The sequence below is a fragment of the Dactylosporangium sp. CA-139114 genome (assembly GCF_050955725.1).
GTDB lineage: Bacteria > Actinomycetota > Actinomycetes > Mycobacteriales > Micromonosporaceae > Dactylosporangium.
This window is the reverse complement of sequence record NZ_CP192080.1, coordinates 7648385-7668705: the sequence shown is the minus strand read 5'-3', so window position 1 is coordinate 7668705 and position 20321 is coordinate 7648385. Positions and strand designations below refer to the sequence as shown.

Sequence of the window (20321 nt, the reverse complement as noted above, 5' to 3'; positions counted from 1 at the left end):
CCGTCGCGGGCATCAGGCAGCCGAAGGGCTGATCCGGCGCCGCATCCGCACCGAGTGCAGGGGGCCCGCCGCGATCCACGACCAGGCGCTGCGGCTGCTGCGCCCGGAGCCCCGGGCCCGGCCGGTTGACGCACCGGGCTCACCGGCGGGCGCACGCAGTGGGCGCTGCCGGCCGAGCACGAGAGCGACCGGCTGCACGGCCGCCATCGGCACCGCGGTGAGATCGTCCGCGCCGGGTCACGCGCGGGCGCGGTTCACGGCCGCGGTGCCGGTGTGGCGAGGGCGGCGTGCAGGCCTTCAACTCCGCGCCGTCGCTGCCGCAGGCGCCACCGCCGTAGGCGATCCGGGCCGCTGCTCGACCGTCTGCACGCTCCAGAACACGGCGAACAGCAGCGCGACCGCGATCTCCAGCCAGAACAGGGAGATCGCGCCGGACGCCCACAGCGGGATGCCGAGCGCCGCGACGGCGATGAGGGCCCAGGCGACCAGACCGTACCGGTCCGGCCTCGCCTGGGCCTGCCCTGTGGCGCGGTGCCGGCGGCGGTTCACCAGCGCCACGGCGATGATGCACAGCAGCAGGCCGATCGCCGCGGCGAAGTGGGCGTGGTCGATGAACCAGTCCAGCGACGCCAGGAACGTGCCCAGCGCCGCGGCGTAGAGCAGCGCCGCCGCGCCGATTCCGGCCCACTGCGCGTGCCCGTCGCGCAGCGCGAGGGCGACCGTGACGGCGATGCCGAGCCCGCCGAGCATCAGCAGGGCGGCCATGTTGTTCTGCACGTTGGCGCGCGTCGCGTCGGCCAGGGCCTGCACGGTCGGGCAGTCGAGCCCGTTCGGCAGCGGGCCGCCGCCCGCCCGGCACGCGCGGACCGCGGCCTCGTAGTCGTCCCCGCGGGCGGTCGGGACCACGGCCACGACGGGCGCGAGCATGCCGCCGAGGTTGAGCAGGACGTCCTCGAGATCGGTCGTGCCGCGCAACGCGATCATGCTCGCGCCCAGGCCGACCAGGGAACCGATGAAGATGCCCTGGGCCGGGGTGTAGTAGTACGCACTCACGGACGACAGCGGTGTGCCGCCCTGGTGCCAGGTCTGCAGGCCCACCGCCGCGCCGAGCGCGACCAGCAGGCCGACCATCGCGATGCGGACATACAGGTATGACCGCAGCCACGTCTCGCTCGGCTCCACGTGCATAGCCGTCACCGTGCGCCTTGACGCTCCGTGACGTCCAGCGTGCAGTCGGCTACGCGATAGCCGCGGGTGTCAGGCGACCCGGCGGTGGTGCTGCCGGCGCTGCACCCGACGCCGGGCCGCCGCGACCGCGGCGGCCCGGGAACGCTCAGCACCGTGCGGTCACCGAGCCGAGCAGCTGATGTTCGTGACCGCGAAGTTCGGCCCGCTGAAGACCAGGCCCCAGCTGGTGCTCGCATTCGCCCCGACGGTGCCGTTGTACGAGGCGTTCGAGGCGGTCACGGCCTGCCCCGACACCGACAGCGTCACATTCCACGAGCTGGCGACCGTGACCCCCGCCGGCAGCGTGAACTTCACCGTCCACGCCGAGGTGGGCGCCGTGCCGGTGTTGGTCACCTTCACCTCGGCCTGCCCGCCGCCCGACCACGACCCCGTGGTGGTGACGGCGGCCGAGCAGCCACCGGCGGGCGCCGGCGACGAGGACGCCGACCGGCTCGGCGAGGCTGAGCTCGACGCCGACACCGATGCCGACACCGACACCGACGCGCTGGGCGAGGCCGAGGCCGACCGGGACGGTGACGGGCTCGTGGAGGTGCTCGTGGTCGTGTAGGTCGCCTGGGTGTACGCCTGGCCGCACTGCGACGAGCAGGCGGCCGGGAACGAGAAGGCGTACTCGCGCCCGTTGAACAGCAGCGCGTCGTTCGCGTCGCGGACCCGGATGCGGAAGTCGGTGCCGCCGGACGTGGTGGCGCCGATGATGTACGACTGGCCCATGTCCCCGTTCATCGTCGCGGCCTTCCAGGCGCCGTCGGCGAAGTACTCGATGCCGTGCACCCCGTTGGGCAGCTTCGAGACCGCGATCGCGGGCCACCAGCGCTGCGCCCCGCTCAGGAACCCGATCTTGATGTCGCCGGAGTACGCCGGGGCCGGGATGAACTGCCAGGACACGTGGCGGTTGTTCCAGTGCGACGGGTACAGGTCCGTCATCGGCGCGCCGTTCTTCACGAACCTGTTCAGCGAGTCCTTCGACAGGTCCAGGTGGTACTTGTCGTCGCGGCACCACGCGTTGGAGTCGCCGCAGCTGTCCGCGACGATCATGTCGAGGGTGCCGCCGTTGTACGCGTCCGCACTCCATGCCCCGCTGCGGCAGAACGCCTGCCCGAGCGCGCCGTCGTTGACGCCGGTGCAGTAGTCGCCGATGCTCACCCGCACCCAGCGGCCGCAGTTGTGGCCGTTGTTCCAGATGCCCATCTTGTCGGCGTCGGCCGAGGACAGCGGGCGCGGGTAGAACGTGCCGCTGCCGGGGGTGTCGAAGACGTTGAGCGCGACGAAGTTCTGCGTCTCGAGCTCCGCCTGGGGCAGGCCGCAGCCGCCGTAGGGTGCGCCGAGGCCGTCGAAGTAGGTCGCGTTGCCCGTGACCGGGGCCGTGGGCTCCGGCACCGTGGCCCGCGCCGAGGGCTGCAGGGCCAGCACGATGAGGGCGGCACCGGCCGCGGCGATGACCGGGATGGCCAGCCGGACCCACCAGATTCCACGATGCATGGTGAGCAACGTCCGCGCCGGGCCTCGGGGGCGTCAACCACCGTCGCCCCGGGACGGCTGCCACCTGCGCTGATCCACGAAAGTTACAGCTGGTCGTCGTACCGCGGCCACGGGGACATGATGCGCGACCAGGTGCTCAGCGCGGTCGAATCGCTCGAAACGCGCGGCTGGCACCTGGTCGCCCACCTCAGGAAGTGAGGCTTACGCCGGCAGGCTGAACTTCTGCGCGCCGGAGCCGTTGCAGTCCCAGATCTGCACCTGGGTGCCGGGCGTGGTCGACCCGTTCGGGTCGTCCATGCACTTGTTGGCCTGCGGGTTGTAGTAGGTGTTGTCGGTGCGGTGGATGAACACCTGCGCCGCGGTGCTGTTGCAGTCCCACAGCTGCAGCTTCGCGCCGTTGGCCGTGGAGCCGTTCGGGATGTCCAGGCACTTGCCGAACGCCCGCAGCGTGCTGCCCGCCTCGACGTAGGTCCACTGCTGCGCGCCGGTGCCGTTGCAGGTGTAGAGCTGCACCGGGGTGCCGTTGGCGCTGTTGCTCGAGCGCACGTCGAGGCAGAGGCCGCCGGGGCCCTTGACCGCCTTGCCGCTGGTGGGAGGCGGCGTCGTGGTGCCACCGCCGCCACCGCCCGCGGTGTAGGCCGCGACGTAGTCGACGAGCATGGGCACGCCCGACACGGTGTTGCCGTTGGGGCCGCCGCCGAACGCGTCCGGGAAGCCGCCGCCGATGGCCACGTTGAGGATCATGAAGAACCCGTGGTGCGTGGCGTTGTTCCAGGTGGTGGCGTCGACCTGGTTCGCGTTGATCGTGAAGAAGTTGTTGCCGTCGAGGTACCAGCGGATCTGCTCCGGCGAGGTGCTGCGGTCCTGCTCCACGGCGTAGGTGTGGAAGCCGGTCTGGCAGCCGCCGCAGGCGCGCTCGCCGCTGCCGATGCCCGTGGTCTCACCGCACGGGCCGCCCGGCGAGGTCCCGCAGTGCAGGGTGCCGAACTCGGAGCTGCGGCCGTTGATGTCCTCCATGATGTCGATCTCGCCGATGCCCGGCCAGCCCGACGCACCGGTGCCGCGCGCCGCCGCGCCCAGCGCCCAGAACGCGGGCCAGTAGCCGGCGCCGTTGCTGGTGTTGACGTTCGGCTGCTGGAGGCGGGCCTCGAGGCGCAGCTTGCCACCCGCCGGTGCGGCGAGGTCGGTGCGCTGGGTCTCGACGCGGCCGCTGGTCCAGTTGCCGGCGCCGTCGCGGATCGGCTTGATCGCCAGGTTGCCGTTGCCGTCCTGGTAGACGTTCGCCGTGCTGTTGGTCATGTTCTCGATCTCGCCGGTACCCCAGTTGCCGGCGCCGCCCGGGTAGCCGTGGCCGAGGTCGTAGAGCCAGTTCGCGGTGTTGAGGCCGGTGCCGGCGGCGCCGGTGAAGTCATCGGCGAAGATCCGCGTCCAGCCGGCCGGGGTGCTGGGCAGCGAGGCGGACGCGTCGGGCAGGGCGGCGAACGTCGCCGCGGCCAGCACGGCGACGCCGCTGCCGGCCAGGAGCGCGAGGCGACCGCGCCTGCGTCCCTTGGGTTTCTGTTGGCTTTCCACAGCGATGGTGTGCCCTTCTCAAGATGGGGGCGGGGGAGGGGCAATTCCTGTTCAGCCCTCACCTGGCGGACGTGAGAGCGCTCTCAGGGCATGTTCGCTGACTGAAAAGATTGCTGTCAATAGGCGATGGGCCGATGTGCGAATCTGTCGCCACCGGCCCACCGGCTGTTGCTCGTCCGGGGTCACCATGACGACGCGGCGCCGCCGGGCGATCACGAAGAGCACCGCACCGCGGCGACGAGCGCGGCGCCGAGGCCCGCGCAGAGGCCGTGCGGTCAACCGGGTCTGTGGGAGGGACCGGCGGAGCCTGGCGGCTGCCGCCGGTCCCTCGCAGCCCCGCTCAGGTCGCCGGCATGTCCCGCCGGCGCAGGCCCGCGAGGCCGGCCGCGCCGAGTGCGAGGGCGACCACGGTGAGCCACACGACCGGCGTCGCGGTGAACGCCGCGCCGGGCAGCTTCGGCACGTGCGCGAACGGGGTGACGTCGAGCAGGTGCTGATTGAGCCCGAACAACGCCCCCAGCTCGACCAGCAGCACCGACACGACGAGGGCGGCCCAGGTCAGGGCGCTCAGCCGCGGCGCGAACCCGATCAGCGCGGTGCCGAGCCCGGCCAGCACCAGCGCGGCCGGCAGCTGCACCATGGCGGCGCCGAGCAGCCGGGCGATCTGGCCGCCGGTGTCGTGCACCTGCGCGCCGTAGACGAGCCCGCCCGCCACCCCGGCCACGGCCAGCAGCAGGGCCGTGCCGAGCACCGCGAACACCAGGTGGCTCGCGGCCCAGCGCAGGCGCCCGACCCGGGTCGCCAGCAGCGCCTCGACGCGGCCGCTGCTCTCCTCCTGGCGCAGCCGCAGCGTCGCCTGGATCGTGTACGCCGCGGTGAGCTGGCCGATGAGGCCGTAAACCGCGCCGAGGAACGCGTCGGTGAGCCCGCTGCGCCCGCCCATCCGCGTCAGCACGTCGGTGAGCTGCTGGTTGGGCGCGTCGAGGGTGCCGATGCCCACCGCGGCGCCGCCCATCACGGCCCCGGCGGCGGCCAGCGCGACCACCCACGCCAGCAGCAGGCCCCGGTGCAGGCGCCAGGCCAGGCCGAGCGGGCTGCGCAGGGCGGGGGCGGCCCCGGCCGGGCCCGGGCGCTCGGCCAGCAGACCGGCGCCCACGTCGCGGCGGTCGGCCAGGACGTACGCGACGGCGGCGAACAGGACCGCGAACCCGACGAACAGCAGCGCGATCCACCAGCGCTCGCCCGCGAAGGGGCGCATGCGCAGGGCCCAGCCGGTCGGCGACAGCCAGCTCAGCGCGGCCGGGCCGGTGTCGCCGACGGCGCGCAGGAGATAGGTGCCGCCGAGCACGGCCCCGGCGATCCCGGTCGCGGCCCGGGCGCCCCGGGTGAGCTGGGCGGCCGCGGCGGCGATGGCCGCGAACAGCACCCCGAACAGGGCGGTCGCGAGCCCGAAGGCGAAGGCGCCGGCCGGGTCCAGCCCGACGGCGACGAGCCCGAGCGCGCCGAGCAGCCCGATCGCGAGGTCGGCGGCGACGGTGACCGCCAGGGCGGCGCTCAGCGGCGCGTACCGCCCGATCACGGTGGCCCGCAGCAGCTCCAGGCGGCCGGTCTCCTCCTCGGTGCGGGTGTGCCGCACGACCGTCAGCACGCTCATCAGCCCGATGAGGATGAGCTGCGACACCCCGATCTTCCACACCGTGAGCCCGCCGATGGACACGCCGAACAGCGGGCCGCTCAGCGCGACCAGGGACGGGTTGGACAGCACGCCGCTGACGGCCTGGAGGTCGGCGTCGGTGGGGTACAGCTTCTGGTAGTTGGCTGCGGTGCCCATCGGCATCAGCGCGAGGCCGAGCACCCACACGGTGAGCCGGACCCGGTCGAGGCGCAGGGCCAGCCGCGCGAGCGCGCCGGTGCCGGTCATCGCGCGGCCCCCGAGCGCTGCCTGGCCCCGTCGGCCGCGGCGCGGTCGTAGTGGCGCAGGAACAGCTCCTCCAGCGTCGGCGGCGTGCTCGTCAGGCCCCGCACGCCGGCCGCGGTGAGCCGGCGCAGGACGGTGTCCAGCTCGGCGTTGTCGACGCTGAACCGGACGCTGCCGTTGTGCGCCTGCAGGTCGTGCACGCCCGCCAGCTCGCCGAGACCGTCGACCGGCCCGGCCAGCTCGGCCTGGATCGACGTGCGGGTCAGGTGCCGCAGGCTCTGCAGCGTGCCCGTCTCCACCGCGCGGCCGTCGCGGATGATGGTGACCCGGTCGCACAGCGCCTCGACCTCGGCCAGGATGTGGCTGGACAGCAGCACCGTGCGGTCGCCGCGGCGCTGCTCCTCGCGGATCACCTCGCGGAAGACCTCCTCCATGAGCGGGTCGAGGCCGGAGGTCGGCTCGTCGAGCACGATGAGCTCGACGTCCGAGGCGAGCGCGGCCACGAGCGCGACCTTCTGGCGGTTGCCCTTGGAGTAGGTGCGGCCCTTCTTCGTCGGGTCGAGGTCGAAGCGCTCCAGCAGCTCCGTGCGGCGCGCGGGGTCGAGCCCGCCGCGCAGCCGGCCGAGCAGGTCGATGACCTCGCCGCCGGAGAGGTTCGGCCAGAGGGTGACGTCGCCGGGCACGTAGGCGAGCCGCCGGTGCAGCTCGGCCGCGTCCTTCCACGGGTCCCGGCCGAGCAGCCTCGCCTCGCCCGAGTCGGCGTGCAGCAGCCCGAGCAGCACCCGGATGGTGGTCGACTTCCCGGCGCCGTTGGGCCCGAGGAAACCGTGCACCTCCCCGGTCAGCACGGACAGATCGAGCCCGTCGAGCGCGCGGGTGCGCCCGAACGTTTTGACCAGTGCGTCAACGCGGATCGCCTCGGTCATGGTCGCTCATTGCTCCTTCTGGTTTCCCCTGTGGTTGTCTCGCAGCGCCTGCATGGCCCGGTGGGCGTCGGCGGCGAGCGTGGGATCGAGCAAAGTGCTGGAGTGGAAGTCGACCATCGCCTCGACCAGGCGCGTGTGACCCTCCATGGCGAAGATGTCGGCGCCGAGGTTGCGGGAGACGTGGTCGTGCATGGCGAGCAGCCCGGACTGCATGCCGACGAGCACCGCCGCGAAGCCGCGCCGGTCCTGGGTGATGTCCGGCGCGAACGTGTCGATCCACTGCTCGGCGATGAGCACCATGTCGTCGAACATCGCCGCGGCGGCGGGCGAGCCGTCGAGCAGGGCCCGGGTGACGTAGCGGTACATGAGCATGACCGTCGGGTGCACGGAGGGCATGAACCCGGGGCTGTCCATCTTCCCGTCGATGACGATCTCCGCCTTGATCTTCATCGACAGGTCGAGCACGTGCTGGTCGCACGCCTCGCGCAGGCCCTCCTTCGAGCCGAAGTGGTGGCGCAGCAGCCCGGGCGAGACCCCGGCGGCCTGCGCGATGTCGCGCACGGTGGTGCCGTCCATGCCCCGCTCCGCGAACAGGCGGATGGCGGCGTCCCGAATCCGGGCACGGGCCGTGAGGTCCTCGGACGCGGGATCGGTCATGCTCGGTCACCCCTTGCTATACGTGCGTACAGCCGACTATACGCGCGTATAGCCGGCTGGCAAGGGGGCGGTGAGGGGGGTTGCGGGGCGCCGGTCAGCCCCCGGCGGGGTCGAGCCGGTAGCCGGCCCCGCGCACGGTCTTGATCGCGCTCCGGCCGTACGGATGATCGATCTTCTTGCGCAGGTAGCCGACGTAGACCTCGACGATGTTGGGGTCCCCGTCGAAGTGCGCGTCCCACACGTTCTCGATGATCGCCGTGCGGCTCAGCACGTCACCGGGGTGCCGGAGCATGAACTCCAGCAGCGCGAACTCTCTCGCCGTGACGGCGATCTCATCGCTACCGCGGGTGACGCGCCGCTGCACCGGGTCGAGGTGCAGATCGCCAGCGCTGAGCACGACCGGCCGCTGCGGCGCCCCGCGCCGGATGAGCGCCCGCAGCCGGGCCACCAGCACCACGAACGAGAACGGCTTGGTGAGATAGTCGTCGGCCCCGAGATCGAAGGCGTCGGCCTGGTCGTACTCCCCGTCCTTCGCGGTGAGCATCAGCACCGGGGTCCACACCTGCCGCTGCCGCAGCTGCCGGCACACCTCGTAGCCGGACAGCCCCGGCAGCATGATGTCGAGCATGATCGCGTCATAGGCACCGTGCGGCGTCTCGGTCGCGGCCCACAGCCCGTCCACGCCGGTGTGCACGAGGTCGACCGTGAACCCCTCGCCGCTGAGGCCGTCCCGGATCGTCTCGGCCAGGTTCACCTCGTCCTCGACCACCAGCACTCGCACAACGCCCACCTCTCCCAGCGCGAACCTCCAGACTCACACTGTGATCCTGAACCAATCCTGAACAGCACGGGCGCCTCGGCCGGTTTTCGGCGGACCCCGGTCGTCAGCGCGGCGTCGCGGCGGTCGGGGTGAAGGCCGGCCCGTGCCCGGGCACCACGAGCGCGGCGAGGGCCAGCACCCGCTCGCGGCCGGCGTGCAGGGCGTCCAGGTCCGTCGCGTACGGGTCGCCGGCCGACGTCGCCGTGGTCCACAGGTGCGTGAAGGCGACGAGGCCGTCCGCGGTGTCGGCGAGGGTCGTGATGTCCTGCGGAGTGTGGCCGGGGGTGCGGATGAGCCGCACGGACGGGCTCAGCTCGAATCCCTCGGCGTCCCGGTCCTCCCACACGTCGCCGTGGTAGATCGCCCAATGGTCGTGGAAGCGCGCGGCCGGGAACAGGGCCGCGTTGAGCGTGTGGTCGGGATGGTGGTGGCTGAACACCACGTCGGTCACGTCCTGCGGCCGCACGCCGAGCGCGCGCAGGGGATCGAGGATCAGGGCACGGTCGCGCACCATGCCGGGGTCGGTGACGATCAGCCGCGAGCCGTCGCGGATGAAGCCGACGGTGCTCGCCACGGCGCCGCCGAGGTAGCCGGTGTGCAGCAGGGAAACGGTCGCACTCATACCAGCGAGCATCCGCGCCGTGGCGCCGCGCCGCGAGCGGTCCGGCCGCCCAAGTGCGCAGGATCGCCAACAGGATCGCCGCCGTGTTCACCACCGCCCCGGCCGCCGTCGACGTCGCCGCGACGTTTCCGCGGCTCGTGCCGTTTCCTGATCACAGCCTGGCGAAGGCCCGCGTGCGGCGGGCCTTCGCCAGGCAGCGGGCCCTCGTCGGGCCGATGCCGCCGACCGGGATGCCCGGCGCCGCGCTGATCTCCCGGTAGGGCACGGCCGGGTCGCTGAGGACCCCGTCGGCGGCTCAAGCTGTATGCGCCGGTGGCTCGCGGAACTCGGCCGTCACCCGCCAGCCCCGCTCGGCCGGGCCGTAGGTGAGGGTGCCGCCGACCGCCGCCACGTCCTGCGCCAGGCTCGCGAGGCCGAACCCGCCGCCGCCCGGCTCCCTCGCCCGGCGCCCCGACGACCCCGGCGTGCTGGTGAGCGCCAGCCGGACCGTCTCGCCCGCGCGGGTCACGGTCGCGTCGAGGCGGGCGCCGGGGCCGTCGTGCCGCAGGGCGTTCGTGGCCGCCTCGCCGACGAGCCGGAGCGCCACCTCGCGCACGGCGGCCGGCAGGGTGTCGAGGCCGGTGACGTCGTCCGCCTCGAGGCCCGCCTCGCGCAGGGCGGCCAGGCGGCCGTCGAGCGTGGCGGCGGCGTCGCGCTGGGCCTCCTCGGCCAGGGCCAGGCGGACCTCGGCGAGGGCGGCGCGGCCGGCTCCCAGGACGACATCCAGGCGCTGCTCGTCGGCGCTCGTCAGCCTCGCCGTCGCCCGCAGGGCCTCGCCCTGCACGAGCATGACGGTCATCGTGTGGGCGAGCCCGTCGTGCAGGCGCCGGGCCAGCCGCTCCCGGGAGCTCGCGGTCGCCGCGGCCCGGTCGGCGAGGTGCCGTTCGAGGCGCAGCTGCGCGACCAGGGCCCGTTCGCGCAGCAGCACGCCCCGCTCGGCGCCGAACAGCCAGGTGACGGTGAGCGCGCCGGCCGCGAGCAGCCCGCCCTCGACCGGGCCGTGGCGGATCGCGCCCGTCACCGTGACGAGCACGACCGCGCCGCCGCACACGCCCCACCGCACCCACGGCGAGCGGTGCGTGGCGGCGCCGTAGAGCGCGAGGGCGGCCGGCAGGTAGCCGACCGCGCGCGCCATCCCGAGCAGCGAGTGCGCCGCGGTGGCCGCGGCGATGACCGCGAGCGCGGCGCCCGGAAACCGGCGGCGGACCAGCAGCGGCAGCAGCTGCACGACCGCGAGCGGCACCGAGACGACCGAGTCCGAGAGCGCGAACAGCACGACGACCAGCGCGAAGAGGGCGAGGTCGAACGCGAGCGGCCTGCGCACCCGGGCTCCCCCTTACGATCGGACGGTGATCCGGCTCGTGATCGTCGACGACCAGGCCCTCGTGCGGGAGGGCCTGAGCCTGATCCTGGGCAGCCAGCCCGACATCGAGGTCGTCGCCGAGCTCGCCGACGGCGAGGCGCTGCTGAAGGCCGCCCCGGACCTGGCCGCCGACGTCATTCTCCTGGACCTCCACCTGCCCGGCCTCGACGGGGTGGCGGTGCTGCGCGCGCGCACGTTCGACGCGAAGGTGCTCGTGCTGACCGCGGTCGGCAGCGCGGCCGACGTGCAGCGGGCCCTCGCGGCCGGGGCGGCCGGGTTCGTGCTCAAGGACGCGACCGGGGCCGAGCTCGCCGCGGCCGTGCGCGGGGCCCACGCCGGGGTGCGGCCGCTGAGCGCGTCCGCCGCCGAGCTGCTGTGGCCGAGCGCCGCGCCCGCCCCCGCCGCCGCGGACCTGAGTGTGCTCACGCCCCGGGAGCGGGAGGTGCTGCGGCTGCTGGGCCGGAGCAACCGCGAGATCGCGCGCTCGCTCGGCCTGGCCGAGCGCACGGTCAAGACGCACGTGAGCAACATCCTGGCGAAGCTGGCGGTGGGCAGTCGCACCCAGGCGGCGCTGCTCGCCCAGGGACTGCGCGACTGAGGGACCAAGGGACTAGACCGGCTGCGTCCTTCGCCGCTTCCGGCCCGGTTGCGGCCCTGGCAGGGTTGCGGCGGTGCGACGGCGTTGGATCATCCTGGCGGTGGTGGTGCTGTGTGCGGCCGCCCTGGATCTCGGCAACCGATCGGCGACCGGCCCGCGGGACGGCCGGCCGTTCCTGCTCGCCCATCGGGGCCTGGCGCAGACGTTCGACCTGCACGGCGTCGAGGCGGACACGTGCACGGCGACGCGGATCTTCCCCCCGCAGGTGCCGTACATCGAGAACACCCTGCCGTCGCTGCGGGCCGCGTTCGACGCCGGCGCCGACGCCGCCGAGATCGACGTGCAGCTCACGAGCGACGGGCAGCTCGCGGTCTTCCACGACGCCCTGCTGGAGTGCCGCACCGACGGCACCGGCCCGGTCGGCGCGCACACCCTCGCCGAGCTGCGCGCGCTGGACGTCGGCTACGGGTACGCGGTGCACGGCACGTTCCCCTTCCGGGGCAAGGGTGTCGGGCTGCTGCCGACGGTGCCGGAGGTCTTCGCGGCGTTCCCCGGCCGCGAGCTGAAGCTGGACCTGAAGCGCGACCGGGCGGCCGACGGCGAGGCGGTGGCCGCGTTCCTGGCCACCCTGCCCCCGGCGCGCCTGTCCGCCGTGACGGTGACCGGCGGCGACACGGCCGTGGCCGCGGTGGCGAGCCGCCTGCCCCAGGTCCGGACGTCGTCGAAGGCCATCATCAAGAGCTGTCTGCTGCGGTACGCCGGGGAAGGCTGGACGGGCCACGTCCCGTCCTCGTGCCGCCACCGGGAGCTGATCGTGCCGATCGAGTACGGCACGTGGCTCTGGGGCTGGCCGAACCTGTTCGTCTCCCGCATGCGCGCGGCCGGCACGCGCGTGGTGCTCGTGCGCTACGTCGGGGACTGGTCGGCCGGCTTCGACACCGCCGCCGACGTGGCCGAGCTGCCGGAGGGCTGGACCGGCGCGGTCTGGTCCAACCGCGTCGACGTCGTCGCCCCCCTCCTGCGCCGCTGACCTGCCCGTCCCGTCAGGACCGGGCGGCGGGCCGCAGCACCTCGGTGCACCACTGGCGAAACGTCGTCGGCGTGCTCCACCGCGCGGTGCGCTCGACGCCGTTGTCGAGGCCCTCGTCCTTGGCCACGGCCATGTCCAGCATGGCCTGCGCCATCGGCTCGCAGAGCCCGCGGCCGACCAGGTCCGCCCGGAACGTCTCGCCCGGGGTCCGCTGGTAGCGCACCGGGCGCCCGAGCACCTCCGCGATCGTCGCGGCCATCTCGTCGTAGGTGATGTCCTGCGGGCCGAGCACCGGCACCTCCTCGAAGCCGCTCCAGGCGTCGTCGAGCAGCAGCCGGGCCGCGACCGCGGCGATGTCGCGGGTCGCGACGGACGGGGCCGGGAGGTCCGGGCGCGACGGGCCGGACAGGACGCCCTGCGCCGCGATCGGCTGGAGCTGCCGCAGCGTGTTGTCCATGAAGGAGGGCATGGTCAGCGCGCGGTACGGCACGCCGGTCGCCGCGATCAGGTCGTCCATGGCGAGCGTCGCGGTGACGTGCCCGGCCCGGCCCGCGACCGGCGTGCCGCGGCCGAGCGCGGAGACGCCGACCACGCGGCCGGCCGCCCCCGCCGCGAACGCCTCGACGGCGGGGCGGGCGAAGCCGGAGTACGCCTCGTCGACGGAGCTCGCGCGCGGGTCGGCCGGCACGAGCCAGAAGACCGCGTCGGCGCCCGCGAACGCCTCGGCCACGACGGCCGGGTCGGCGTGGGAGCCGCGGACGACCTCGGCCCGTTCGGCGACCCCGGGGGCGAGGCGCGCCGGGTCGCGGGCCACGACGCGCACGGGCGCGCCGGCGTCGAGGAGGTGCCGGACGAGCTGCCGGCCGATGTTGGCGGTGGGTGCGGTGACCACGATCATGCGTGCAGTCAACGCCGATCCGTCGCGCGGCTGAAGGACCGATCCCGTCTCGATTGATACCCTGGCGATATGAGTGAGCTCGAGACGCGGCAGCTGCGGTACTTCGTCGCGGTGGCCGAGGAGCGGCACTTCGGGCGCGCGGCCGAGCGGCTCGGGATGGCGCAGCCGCCGCTGTCGCGGGCCATTCGCGAGCTCGAGCGGCAACTGGGAGTACAGCTGCTGGAACGCACGACGCGGCACGTCGCGCTGACCGCGGCGGGGGCGGCGCTGCTGGACGACGCCCGGGTGGCGCTCGACGCCGTCGCGACGGCGCAGCGACGGGCGCGCCGGGCCGGGCAGGCGGTCCAGTCGCTGCGGCTCGCGCTCAAGGCCGACTACGACGCCGGGCTCCTGCCGCGGGTGCTCGACGCCTTCGACGCGATGCCGGTCGAGCTGCTGCTGGGCGGGCACGGCGAGCAGGTGCCGGCACTGCACGACGGGCGGGCCGACGTGGCGCTGCTGCCGACGCCGTTCGACGCGCGCGGCCTGGACACCGAGCCGCTGATCACGAGCCCGTGCGTGGTGGCCCTGGCGGTCGCGGATCCGTTGGCGGCGCGCACCTCGCTGCGCCTTGCGGACCTGGCCGGGCGTCGCCTGCCGGACGGCTCCCCGGCCGAGCGCGGCCGCATGGCGCCGGTGCCGGGGCGGTCGTTCGACCTGTCGCAGATCTTCAACCTGGTCGAGGTGAGCGGGGTCGTGTGGTTCCTGCCCGAGTTCGTGGCGGCACGGTTTCCGCGGCCGGGCACGGCCTTCCGGCCGATGGTGGACCTGGAGCCGGTGACGCTGACCGTGACGTGGCCGTCGGCCTCGCGCTCGCCGGCGGTGGCGGCGTTCGTGCGGGTCGCGCAGGCGGCGGTGTCCGAGGCTCAGCCGGTGATGTAGCCGACGAGCGGGGCGTCCTGGGTCGCGCAGGCGGTGGGGGTGAGGGGCTCGGAGGGGGTGGTGCCGTCGGTGCCGGTGCGGAAGGTGCCGGGGGTGCCGGTGCAGGAGGTGGCGGTGTAGGTGATGCGCACGCCGCTGGGGTCCCAGGTGGGGTCGGTGCCGGTGCGGTCGCTGATCTGGTGCTGGTCGGTGCCGTCGGTGTGCATGACCCAGATGGTGTCGTTGTGGACGTAGGCGATCTGGGTGTGGTCGGGGGAGAGGGTGGGCTGGCGGCTGACGTCGTCGGTGGTGAGGCGGGTGGTGTGGCCGGCGTGCTTGAGGTAGATGGCGCCGTGGCTGGCGTAGACGGTAGGGGTGGTCGCGGCGGTGGTGGTGCTCGCGGCGGCGGTGGTGGTGCCGGCGAAGGTGGCCGCGGCGGCGGCGATGCCGGCGAGGACGAGCGTGTGCTTGATGGTGGTGCGGTGCATCCCTGCCTCCGGTGTGTGTCGCGTCCGTGTGACGCAGGGACCATCGGCGCAACCGTCCGGCACCTGAAGGAAACCGTCCGCGAACCCGGTGTGACGGATGCGTGCCGCTCGGCGGTGCGCCTCACAGCCGCGTCGCGGCGCGCACGAGGTCGGCGACGGCGCGGGAGCGGCTGTGCGGGGGCCAGGCGATCAGCGTGGTGATCTCCGGGGCGTCCAGCAGGGGCACGGCGACCAGGTCGCGGCGCAGGTGGGTGCGGGCCGAGTCAGGGAGCACGGCGCAGGCGCGGCCGAGCGCGATCAGCTGGTACAGCTGCGAATTGCCCCGCACCTCGGGACCCCGTCCCGGCCTGTAGCTGCCGTCCGGCTCGGGCCAGCGGGGCAGCGGCAGGTCCGGCAGGTCGGCGACGTCGGCCATGCGCAGGCTGGGCGCGGTCGTGAGCGGGTGCCCGGCCGGCAGCACCACGACCTGGCGCTCCACCGTGAGGACCTCGGTGTCGAAGCCGGCGGGCTCGTCGTAGGGCAGGTGCAGCAGCGCCACGTCCGCGCGCCCGTCGCGCAGGAGGCGTTCCTGCTCGCCGATGCCGCACAGCTGGACGTCGACGGGGACGGCACCGGGCTCGGCGGCGTACGCGTCCAGGAGCTTGGCCAGCAGCTCGCCGGAGGCGCCGGCCTTGGTCACGAGCACGATGCCGGGCTCGGGCGCCGCCGCGCGCCGGGTGCGCCGGGCCGCCGCCTCGACGGCCGCGAGCGCCGCGCGCGCCTCGCGCAGCAGCACGCCGCCGGCCTCGGTCAGGGCCACGCTGCGGCTGGTGCGCTCCAGCAGCGTCACCCCCAGCCGCCGCTCGAGCTGCCCGATCGCGCGCGACAGCGGCGGCTGCGCGATGCCGAGACGGGCGGCGGCGCGGCCGAAGTGCAGCTCCTCGGCGACGGCGACGAAGTACCGCAGCTCCCGGGTCTCCAGATCGATACCGCCAGGGTATCGCGGGCGACCGTATCGGTGTTGGCGCCCGGTTCCGGCCCCGGCCAGGCTCGACCCATGAGCGAAACGAAGGTCGCGCTGGTGACGGGCGCGAACAAGGGCATCGGGTACGAGATCGCCGCCGGGCTGGGCGCGCTCGGCTTCCGCGTGGGCGTGGGCGCCCGCGACACCGCGCGCCTCGCGGACGCGCTGGCCAAGCTGGAGGCGGCCGGCGCCGACGTGTTCGGCGTGCCCCTGGACGTGGCCTCCGACGAGAGCGTGGCGGCCGCGGCGGCGTCGCTGACCCGGCTCGACGTGCTGGTGAACAACGCGGGGGTGACGGGCGGGATGCCGCAGCAGCCGACCCTGGTCGACCTGGACGCCATCCGGCGCGCGGTGGACACGAACGTGCTCGGCGTCGTGCGCGTGACGAACGCGTTCCTGCCGCTGCTGCTGCGCTCCCCGGCGCCGCGGATCGTGAACATGTCGAGCTCGGTGGGCTCGCTGACGCGGCAGTCGGCGGGCGAGGTGGGCCCGCTGTCGGCCGCCTACGCGCCGTCGAAGACCTTCCTCAACGCGGTGACGCTGCAGTACGCCAAGGAGCTGCGCGACACGAAGGTCCTCATCAACCTGGGCTGCCCCGGCTACTGCGCCACCGACCTGAACGGCTTCCGCGGCGTGCGCACCGCGGCCCAGGGCGCGGCGATCGCGATCCGGCTCGCGACCCTGCCGGACGACGGCCCGACCGGCGCCTTCTTCGACGACGAGGGCGTCGTGCCCTGGTGAGGCCGCCTAGCCGGCCAGGAACCGTGCGATCTTCGCGTCGAACTGCCCGGCGATGCGCGAGAACCGCCCGGCGTCGAGGCCCGGCTCCCGGTAGCACATCTTGACCGTGTACGAGCCGTACCGGGCCCAGTAGACCCATCCCGCGCAGGAGTCCCGCCGCCCCGGCTGCGGGATCCCGCGGCAGTAGATCAGGGCCTGGTCGGCTTCCACACCCACCGCGAGCGGCGCGTCGTGCACGTTCTCGTCGCCGAAGTCCTCGCGGTCGTTGATGCGCGGGTCGCTCGCGGAGAAGCCGTAGAGCGCCGCGTACCCCGAGCGGTGCACGGTGATCGACTGCTCGAGCTCATCGCGCGGCCGCTCGACCTTCTGCCAGCGCCGCACGGCGAGCGGACCGTGGTCGAACGAGCGGCCGTTCTCCCACCGCTGGTCCGCGAGCGCTTCGATGCCGGCCGGCGGCACGAACAGGCCCTCGGCGGGCCGGCCGGGGCCGCTGCGGATGCGGTTGGCGGTGATGGCGGCGAGGGCGGCGAGGGCGGCCAACACCGCCACCGCCAACGCCGTCCAGCGGACCCAGCCGGGAACTCGAACCACACCGGCGGTCATGCGGGCGGCTTGCCGGTCGCGGCCGTGGCGTCGGCCTCGGCCTGGCGCAGCGCCTCGGTGGCGATCGTCAGTCTCCGGGCGGCCTGGGCGGCGGCCGGCGGCTCGGTCGCCGCGGCGGCCCGCAGCTGCCGCAGTGCCTGCTGCACGTGCTGGACCGCCTGCCGCTGCACGGCCTCGAGCTCCTGCTCCATGCGGGCGAGCGCCTCGGGCGCCAGCGGCGTGGACGCGTCGTAGACGAACGACCGCTCGAGCTCGCGGCGCCACGTCAGGAGGCGCTCGGTGAGCTTCGGCCCGAAGCTCGGGACCCCGGCGACCCGCGCGGCGACGACGTCCAGGGCGGTGTCGATGCCGTACGCGGACAGCATCGCGATCCGGCCCGCGGCGATGCCGGGAATGGCGGCCCGCTCGATGGGCCGGCCGGCCAGGAACTGCTCGAGCTGCGACTGCCGCTTGTTCCTCATGAGCTCGCGGGTCTTCGCCTCCCGTAGCCGCGGAACCGACTCCCAGCCCGCCTTGGCCCGCTCCACGGCCGCGTACGCCGCGGCGTGCATCGGGAACCGGTTCGCCCGATCGAGGTCGCCGGCGGCCGCCGCGTGCTGGTCGCGCACCTGCCGGTACCGCTCGGTCCATACCTTGCGGCGCGCGCCGGTCCGGTTCCACGCGATGCCGATCGTGACGACCCCGCCGAGCAGGAGCAGCAGCCCGACGGGCATCAGCGGCAGCCCCGCGAGGACGAACAGCACGCCGCACGTGTAGGCGATCCATGCCCAGGGCGGAGTCCTGCGCGCCTGTACGGCATCCGGGCTCGCCGGCACCGGGGCGTTGCTCGGGGCCGGCCGGGCCGGGGCGGGCCTCGGGACCTCGGCGACGAGGCGCAGCACGTGCCGGTACTCCGCCTCGAACCGGCTCACCGACGCCGGCGCCGCGACGCCGAACAGCAGCACGCTGGTGTTCTGCTCGAAGGTGCACCACGGGCAGGACGGCGCCTCCCGCGCGTACTGATGGGTGGCGTTGGCCCCGCACTGGGCCAGGTTCGCGGCCATCGCACCGAGCGCCTGCACCCAGCTGCTCGCGGCGGGCCGGGGCACTCGCCCGGCGGTCGGCGCGAACGCGGCCTCGAACAGCGCGCCGACCGCCGGGGAGAGGATCTCCATGCCGACGGTGTTGGGCGGGCGCTGCATCTCCAGCCTGGCGGCCCCGCTGCCGTAGGCGAACCGGTGCTCGGCGATCGCCCGCTCGATCGGCATCTCACCCGAGCCGAGGTACCGCCCGGCGTACGGGTGCCGGCCGAGCATCAGCAGCTGGAACAGGGTGACGGCGAGGCCGAAGGCGTCGTGGTCGGTCGTGCGGACCGTCGAGCTCAGGGACGCCCCGTGCAGCTCCGGCGGCAGGAACAGGGCGACGGCGACGGTGCACAGCAGCGGCGCGGCGCCCGGCACCGGGACCTGGAAGCTGTCGACGTCGATCAGCCGTACGGTGCCGTCGGCGAGCACCAGGATGGAGCCCGGGTTGACGTCGCCGATCACCAGCCCCTGGTCGTGGACGGTGGCGAAGGCCCGGGCAATGTTCGTGCTCACGTGCAGCAGGAAGCGCCAGTTGGCGCTCGGGAAGTGCTGCCGCCGGCTGCTGGGCGTGTAGAGGTGGTGCACGTCCCGGCCGCCCTTGACGGCGGGCAGCAGCAGACCGCGCGGCCGCCGGTGCTCGTCCAGCACGAGGCCGGACGGCCAGGCGGCGAACCGGTCGACCGCCTGACGGTTCCACTGCGACAGGATGCTGATCTTCCGTGCCCGCTCCGCCGTCAGCGGGGCCGTGTAGACCTTGACCGCCAGCGCCTCGTGGCCGGCCAGCCGGTACACGGCTCCCTCGCCGCCCTCGCCGAGCTTGTCGCCGAGCCGCAGGACCCGGCCCTGCTCGTCAATGAGTCGGGGCAAGGTCCGCCGGCTCCGTGACCCGGCTCGCCAGCACGAGCGTGAGATCGTCGTCGGTGCGCGAGGCGACGGGCGGCGAGCCCAGGTACGCCTCGAGGCCCGTGCTGAGCGTGTGGTCCTCGCCCCGCGCGGAGGAGTGGCGAACGGGACCGAGGATGCGGTCGAAGAACGGGTCGTGCACCCGCTGGGCGCCGTAGTCGAGTACGAGGTGCTGCAGCCCGTCGGTGAACAGCGCCACCTCGTCCTGGCCGTGCGGGAGCGAGTCGGCCTCGAGCCGCTCGAGGGCCGCGGGGTCGGTCAGGAAGGAGGTGGTGTTGGCGTACTCGCCCCGCTGCGGCCAGAACATCCAGGCCCACGCCCCGGTGCCCAGCTCGGGCGTGACGATCGCCCCGTCGCCGATCTGCGCGAACGCCGACCAGTCCGGGGCGAGCACCGCGCAGAGCAGCGTCGCGGCCAGCTCCCGCGGCGGCAGGCCCAGGCGCTCGGCCTCGGCGAACAGCCGCTCGCGCACCGCGGCGACGCAGGCCCGCAGCCAGTCGGTCCCGGCGGGCACCCCGTCCGCGAGCCGGCAGCGGATCTCGTCGAGCAGCTCGGCGCAGATCAGCTCGGCGCCGCGCGCACTCTCCGCCGCACTGCCGGCCCCGTCGGAGACGACGGCGACCAGGACCGGGCCCTGCGTCGAGGGCACGACCTGGCAGGCGTACCGGTCCTGGCAGGGCAGCCCCTCGCGGACGTGCCCGGTGCCCGGCCTGGCCGCCGCAGCGAACCGCCACGCGGCGACGCCCGTCATACTACGGCCCAGCCCTGCGGCGTGGCCGGGTTGACCAGGGGAACCTCCTCGTGGGTCTGCGATCGCGAGACCGAGCCCATCGAACTCGACAACCAGGTGAACAGGCCGGCGAAGTCCAGGCCGCGCAGCCGTAGCGGCTGCCGGCTGGTGATCTGGCCGAGCACGTTCATGTCCGCGCCCTCGATGCCCACGGCGAAGAAGCTGAACGCCTTGCGCTCCTCCCCTTCGGCGACCAGGGCGGCGGCGGGTCGCCAGTCGTCGGTCGGGGCGCCGTCGGTGATGAGGAAGACCCAGGGGCGGTAGTACGAGATGCCCTGCTCCCGATAGATGCGCTTGCGCGTCTCGACCAGCTCGAGCCCCTGCGTGATCGCCGCGCCCATCGGGGTGGCGCCCTCGGCCCGCAGCACCGGGGCGGTGAAGTGCGCGGCCGTGGTGAACTCCGTCTGGAGGCGCACCGGCCCGAACGACATCACGGCCACCTCGACGCGCTTGGCCGCCAGCCCGTCGCTCAGCAGCTGGCCGGCGAACGTCTGCAGCCCCGCATTGAGCTCCTCGATCGGCCGGCCCGCCATCGACCCGGAGGTGTCGAGCAGCAGCAGGCACGGGCAGCGAGGCTCGGGGTTGTCGACGAACTCGCTCGCATCGAACGGAATCTGGTCGTAGCTCATCAGGCGGTCCTTCATCGGCGGCGGGAACCG

At 74.0% G+C, this 20321-nt stretch carries 21 protein-coding genes; 5 read left to right on the top strand and 16 right to left on the bottom strand.

The genetic code is table 11. The features are described 5' to 3' along the window. Positions 1-297: 297 nt before the first annotated feature. From ACQP2P_RS34165 to ACQP2P_RS34130, 8 genes are all read right to left on the bottom strand, one after another. A complete protein-coding gene (locus tag ACQP2P_RS34165; RefSeq protein WP_433607956.1) occupies positions 298-1188 on the bottom strand; it encodes a hypothetical protein in 891 nt (296 codons plus the stop codon). 159 nt (positions 1189-1347) lie between these two features. Next, positions 1348-2727 carry a cellulose binding domain-containing protein gene (locus ACQP2P_RS34160; protein ID WP_433607954.1) on the bottom strand — a complete coding sequence of 460 codons (1380 nt, stop codon included), beginning with the start codon at positions 2725-2727 and terminating at the stop codon, positions 1348-1350. A gap of 201 nt (positions 2728-2928) precedes the next feature. Further along, complete coding sequence (locus ACQP2P_RS34155; protein ID WP_433607952.1) at positions 2929-4299, bottom strand: ricin-type beta-trefoil lectin domain protein; 1371 nt, start codon at positions 4297-4299, stop codon at positions 2929-2931. A 340-nt stretch (positions 4300-4639) separates the two neighbouring features. Further along, positions 4640-6220, bottom strand: coding sequence for an ABC transporter permease (locus ACQP2P_RS34150; RefSeq protein WP_433607950.1), 1581 nt, complete (start codon positions 6218-6220; stop codon positions 4640-4642). After that, positions 6217-7143 carry an ABC transporter ATP-binding protein gene (locus ACQP2P_RS34145; RefSeq protein WP_433607948.1) on the bottom strand — a complete coding sequence of 309 codons (927 nt, stop codon included), beginning with the start codon at positions 7141-7143 and terminating at the stop codon, positions 6217-6219. The genes ACQP2P_RS34150 and ACQP2P_RS34145 overlap by 4 nt, the downstream gene beginning before the upstream one ends. A gap of 6 nt (positions 7144-7149) precedes the next feature. Continuing rightward, entirely contained in the window at positions 7150-7800 is a 651-nt protein-coding gene (locus ACQP2P_RS34140) for a helix-turn-helix domain-containing protein (protein ID WP_433607946.1), read from the bottom strand. Between the two features lie 94 nt (positions 7801-7894). Next, a complete protein-coding gene (locus ACQP2P_RS34135; RefSeq protein WP_433607944.1) occupies positions 7895-8581 on the bottom strand; it encodes a response regulator transcription factor in 687 nt (228 codons plus the stop codon). 103 nt (positions 8582-8684) lie between these two features. Beyond that, positions 8685-9242 carry an MBL fold metallo-hydrolase gene (locus tag ACQP2P_RS34130; protein ID WP_433607942.1) on the bottom strand — a complete coding sequence of 186 codons (558 nt, stop codon included), beginning with the start codon at positions 9240-9242 and terminating at the stop codon, positions 8685-8687. Between the two features lie 83 nt (positions 9243-9325). Here ACQP2P_RS34130 and ACQP2P_RS34125 point away from each other — a divergent pair, with 83 nt between their 5' ends. Then, the gene (locus ACQP2P_RS34125; protein WP_433607940.1) at positions 9326-9502 is read left to right on the top strand and encodes a hypothetical protein; all 177 of its coding nucleotides are present in this window, start codon (positions 9326-9328) and stop codon (positions 9500-9502) included. Between the two features lie 35 nt (positions 9503-9537). Here the strand turns inward: ACQP2P_RS34125 and ACQP2P_RS34120 are convergent, their stop codons facing one another. Further along, entirely contained in the window at positions 9538-10605 is a 1068-nt protein-coding gene (locus ACQP2P_RS34120) for a sensor histidine kinase (RefSeq protein WP_433607938.1), read from the bottom strand. A gap of 25 nt (positions 10606-10630) precedes the next feature. On the opposite strand from ACQP2P_RS34120, the gene ACQP2P_RS34115 reads away from it, so the two are divergent. Beyond that, positions 10631-11242: a response regulator gene (locus ACQP2P_RS34115; protein WP_433607936.1), complete on the top strand. Its 612-nt coding sequence runs from the start codon at positions 10631-10633 to the stop codon at positions 11240-11242. A 73-nt stretch (positions 11243-11315) separates the two neighbouring features. Further along, positions 11316-12272, top strand: coding sequence for a glycerophosphodiester phosphodiesterase family protein (locus tag ACQP2P_RS34110; protein WP_433607934.1), 957 nt, complete (start codon positions 11316-11318; stop codon positions 12270-12272). Positions 12273-12285: 13 nt separating this feature from the next. On the opposite strand, the gene ACQP2P_RS34105 is transcribed toward ACQP2P_RS34110, so the two are convergent. Next, complete coding sequence (locus ACQP2P_RS34105; protein WP_433607932.1) at positions 12286-13182, bottom strand: NAD(P)H-binding protein; 897 nt, start codon at positions 13180-13182, stop codon at positions 12286-12288. Positions 13183-13239: 57 nt separating this feature from the next. Between ACQP2P_RS34105 and ACQP2P_RS34100 the strand changes: the two genes are divergently transcribed. Further along, positions 13240-14091: a LysR family transcriptional regulator gene (locus ACQP2P_RS34100; RefSeq protein WP_433607930.1), complete on the top strand. Its 852-nt coding sequence runs from the start codon at positions 13240-13242 to the stop codon at positions 14089-14091. Here ACQP2P_RS34100 and ACQP2P_RS34095 read toward each other — a convergent pair. Together ACQP2P_RS34095 and ACQP2P_RS34090 are read right to left on the bottom strand one after the other, a co-directional pair. Beyond that, entirely contained in the window at positions 14076-14558 is a 483-nt protein-coding gene (locus ACQP2P_RS34095) for a TolB family protein (RefSeq protein WP_433607927.1), read from the bottom strand. The genes ACQP2P_RS34100 and ACQP2P_RS34095 overlap by 16 nt on opposite strands. A 121-nt stretch (positions 14559-14679) precedes the next feature. Then, positions 14680-15519, bottom strand: a complete 840-nt coding sequence (locus ACQP2P_RS34090; protein WP_433619367.1) for a LysR family transcriptional regulator — start codon at positions 15517-15519, stop codon at positions 14680-14682. A 75-nt stretch (positions 15520-15594) separates the two neighbouring features. Here ACQP2P_RS34090 and ACQP2P_RS34085 point away from each other — a divergent pair, with 75 nt between their 5' ends. After that, the gene (locus ACQP2P_RS34085; RefSeq protein WP_433607925.1) at positions 15595-16302 is read left to right on the top strand and encodes an SDR family NAD(P)-dependent oxidoreductase; all 708 of its coding nucleotides are present in this window, start codon (positions 15595-15597) and stop codon (positions 16300-16302) included. A 6-nt stretch (positions 16303-16308) separates the two neighbouring features. Here ACQP2P_RS34085 and ACQP2P_RS34080 read toward each other — a convergent pair whose 3' ends face one another. Genes ACQP2P_RS34080 through ACQP2P_RS34065 form a run of 4 tightly spaced genes read right to left on the bottom strand, consistent with a single transcriptional unit; the run spans position 16309 to position 20291 of the window. Further along, positions 16309-16905: a hypothetical protein gene (locus ACQP2P_RS34080; RefSeq protein ID WP_433607923.1), complete on the bottom strand. Its 597-nt coding sequence runs from the start codon at positions 16903-16905 to the stop codon at positions 16309-16311. Continuing rightward, complete coding sequence (locus ACQP2P_RS34075; RefSeq protein WP_433607921.1) at positions 16902-18836, bottom strand: helix-hairpin-helix domain-containing protein; 1935 nt, start codon at positions 18834-18836, stop codon at positions 16902-16904. Before ACQP2P_RS34075 ends, ACQP2P_RS34080 begins: the two co-directional genes overlap by 4 nt. Continuing rightward, complete coding sequence (locus ACQP2P_RS34070; protein WP_433607919.1) at positions 18820-19623, bottom strand: PP2C family serine/threonine-protein phosphatase; 804 nt, start codon at positions 19621-19623, stop codon at positions 18820-18822. Before ACQP2P_RS34070 ends, ACQP2P_RS34075 begins: the two co-directional genes overlap by 17 nt. Further along, complete coding sequence (locus ACQP2P_RS34065) at positions 19620-20291, bottom strand: vWA domain-containing protein (RefSeq protein ID WP_433607917.1); 672 nt, start codon at positions 20289-20291, stop codon at positions 19620-19622. Before ACQP2P_RS34065 ends, ACQP2P_RS34070 begins: the two co-directional genes overlap by 4 nt. Positions 20292-20321 lie beyond the last annotated feature (30 nt).

Bases quoted from the DNA above. Each gene is read 5' to 3' on its own strand.
- ACQP2P_RS34070 (WP_433607919.1), bottom strand. From the start codon at position 19,623: ATGACGGGCGTCGCCGCGTGGCGGTTCGCTGCGGCGGCCAGGCCGGGC.
- ACQP2P_RS34065 (WP_433607917.1), bottom strand. From the start codon at position 20,291: ATGAGCTACGACCAGATTCCGTTCGATGCGAGCGAGTTCGTCGACAAC.
- ACQP2P_RS34150 (WP_433607950.1), bottom strand. From the start codon at position 6,220: ATGACCGGCACCGGCGCGCTCGCGCGGCTGGCCCTGCGCCTCGACCGG.
- ACQP2P_RS34130 (WP_433607942.1), bottom strand. From the start codon at position 9,242: ATGAGTGCGACCGTTTCCCTGCTGCACACCGGCTACCTCGGCGGCGCC.
- ACQP2P_RS34095 (WP_433607927.1), bottom strand. From the start codon at position 14,558: ATGCACCGCACCACCATCAAGCACACGCTCGTCCTCGCCGGCATCGCC.
- ACQP2P_RS34100 (WP_433607930.1), top strand. From the start codon at position 13,240: ATGAGTGAGCTCGAGACGCGGCAGCTGCGGTACTTCGTCGCGGTGGCC.
- ACQP2P_RS34080 (WP_433607923.1), bottom strand. From the start codon at position 16,905: ATGACCGCCGGTGTGGTTCGAGTTCCCGGCTGGGTCCGCTGGACGGCG.
- ACQP2P_RS34165 (WP_433607956.1), bottom strand. From the start codon at position 1,188: ATGCACGTGGAGCCGAGCGAGACGTGGCTGCGGTCATACCTGTATGTC.
- ACQP2P_RS34145 (WP_433607948.1), bottom strand. From the start codon at position 7,143: ATGACCGAGGCGATCCGCGTTGACGCACTGGTCAAAACGTTCGGGCGC.
- ACQP2P_RS34140 (WP_433607946.1), bottom strand. From the start codon at position 7,800: ATGACCGATCCCGCGTCCGAGGACCTCACGGCCCGTGCCCGGATTCGG.
- ACQP2P_RS34160 (WP_433607954.1), bottom strand. From the start codon at position 2,727: ATGCATCGTGGAATCTGGTGGGTCCGGCTGGCCATCCCGGTCATCGCC.
- ACQP2P_RS34085 (WP_433607925.1), top strand. From the start codon at position 15,595: ATGAGCGAAACGAAGGTCGCGCTGGTGACGGGCGCGAACAAGGGCATC.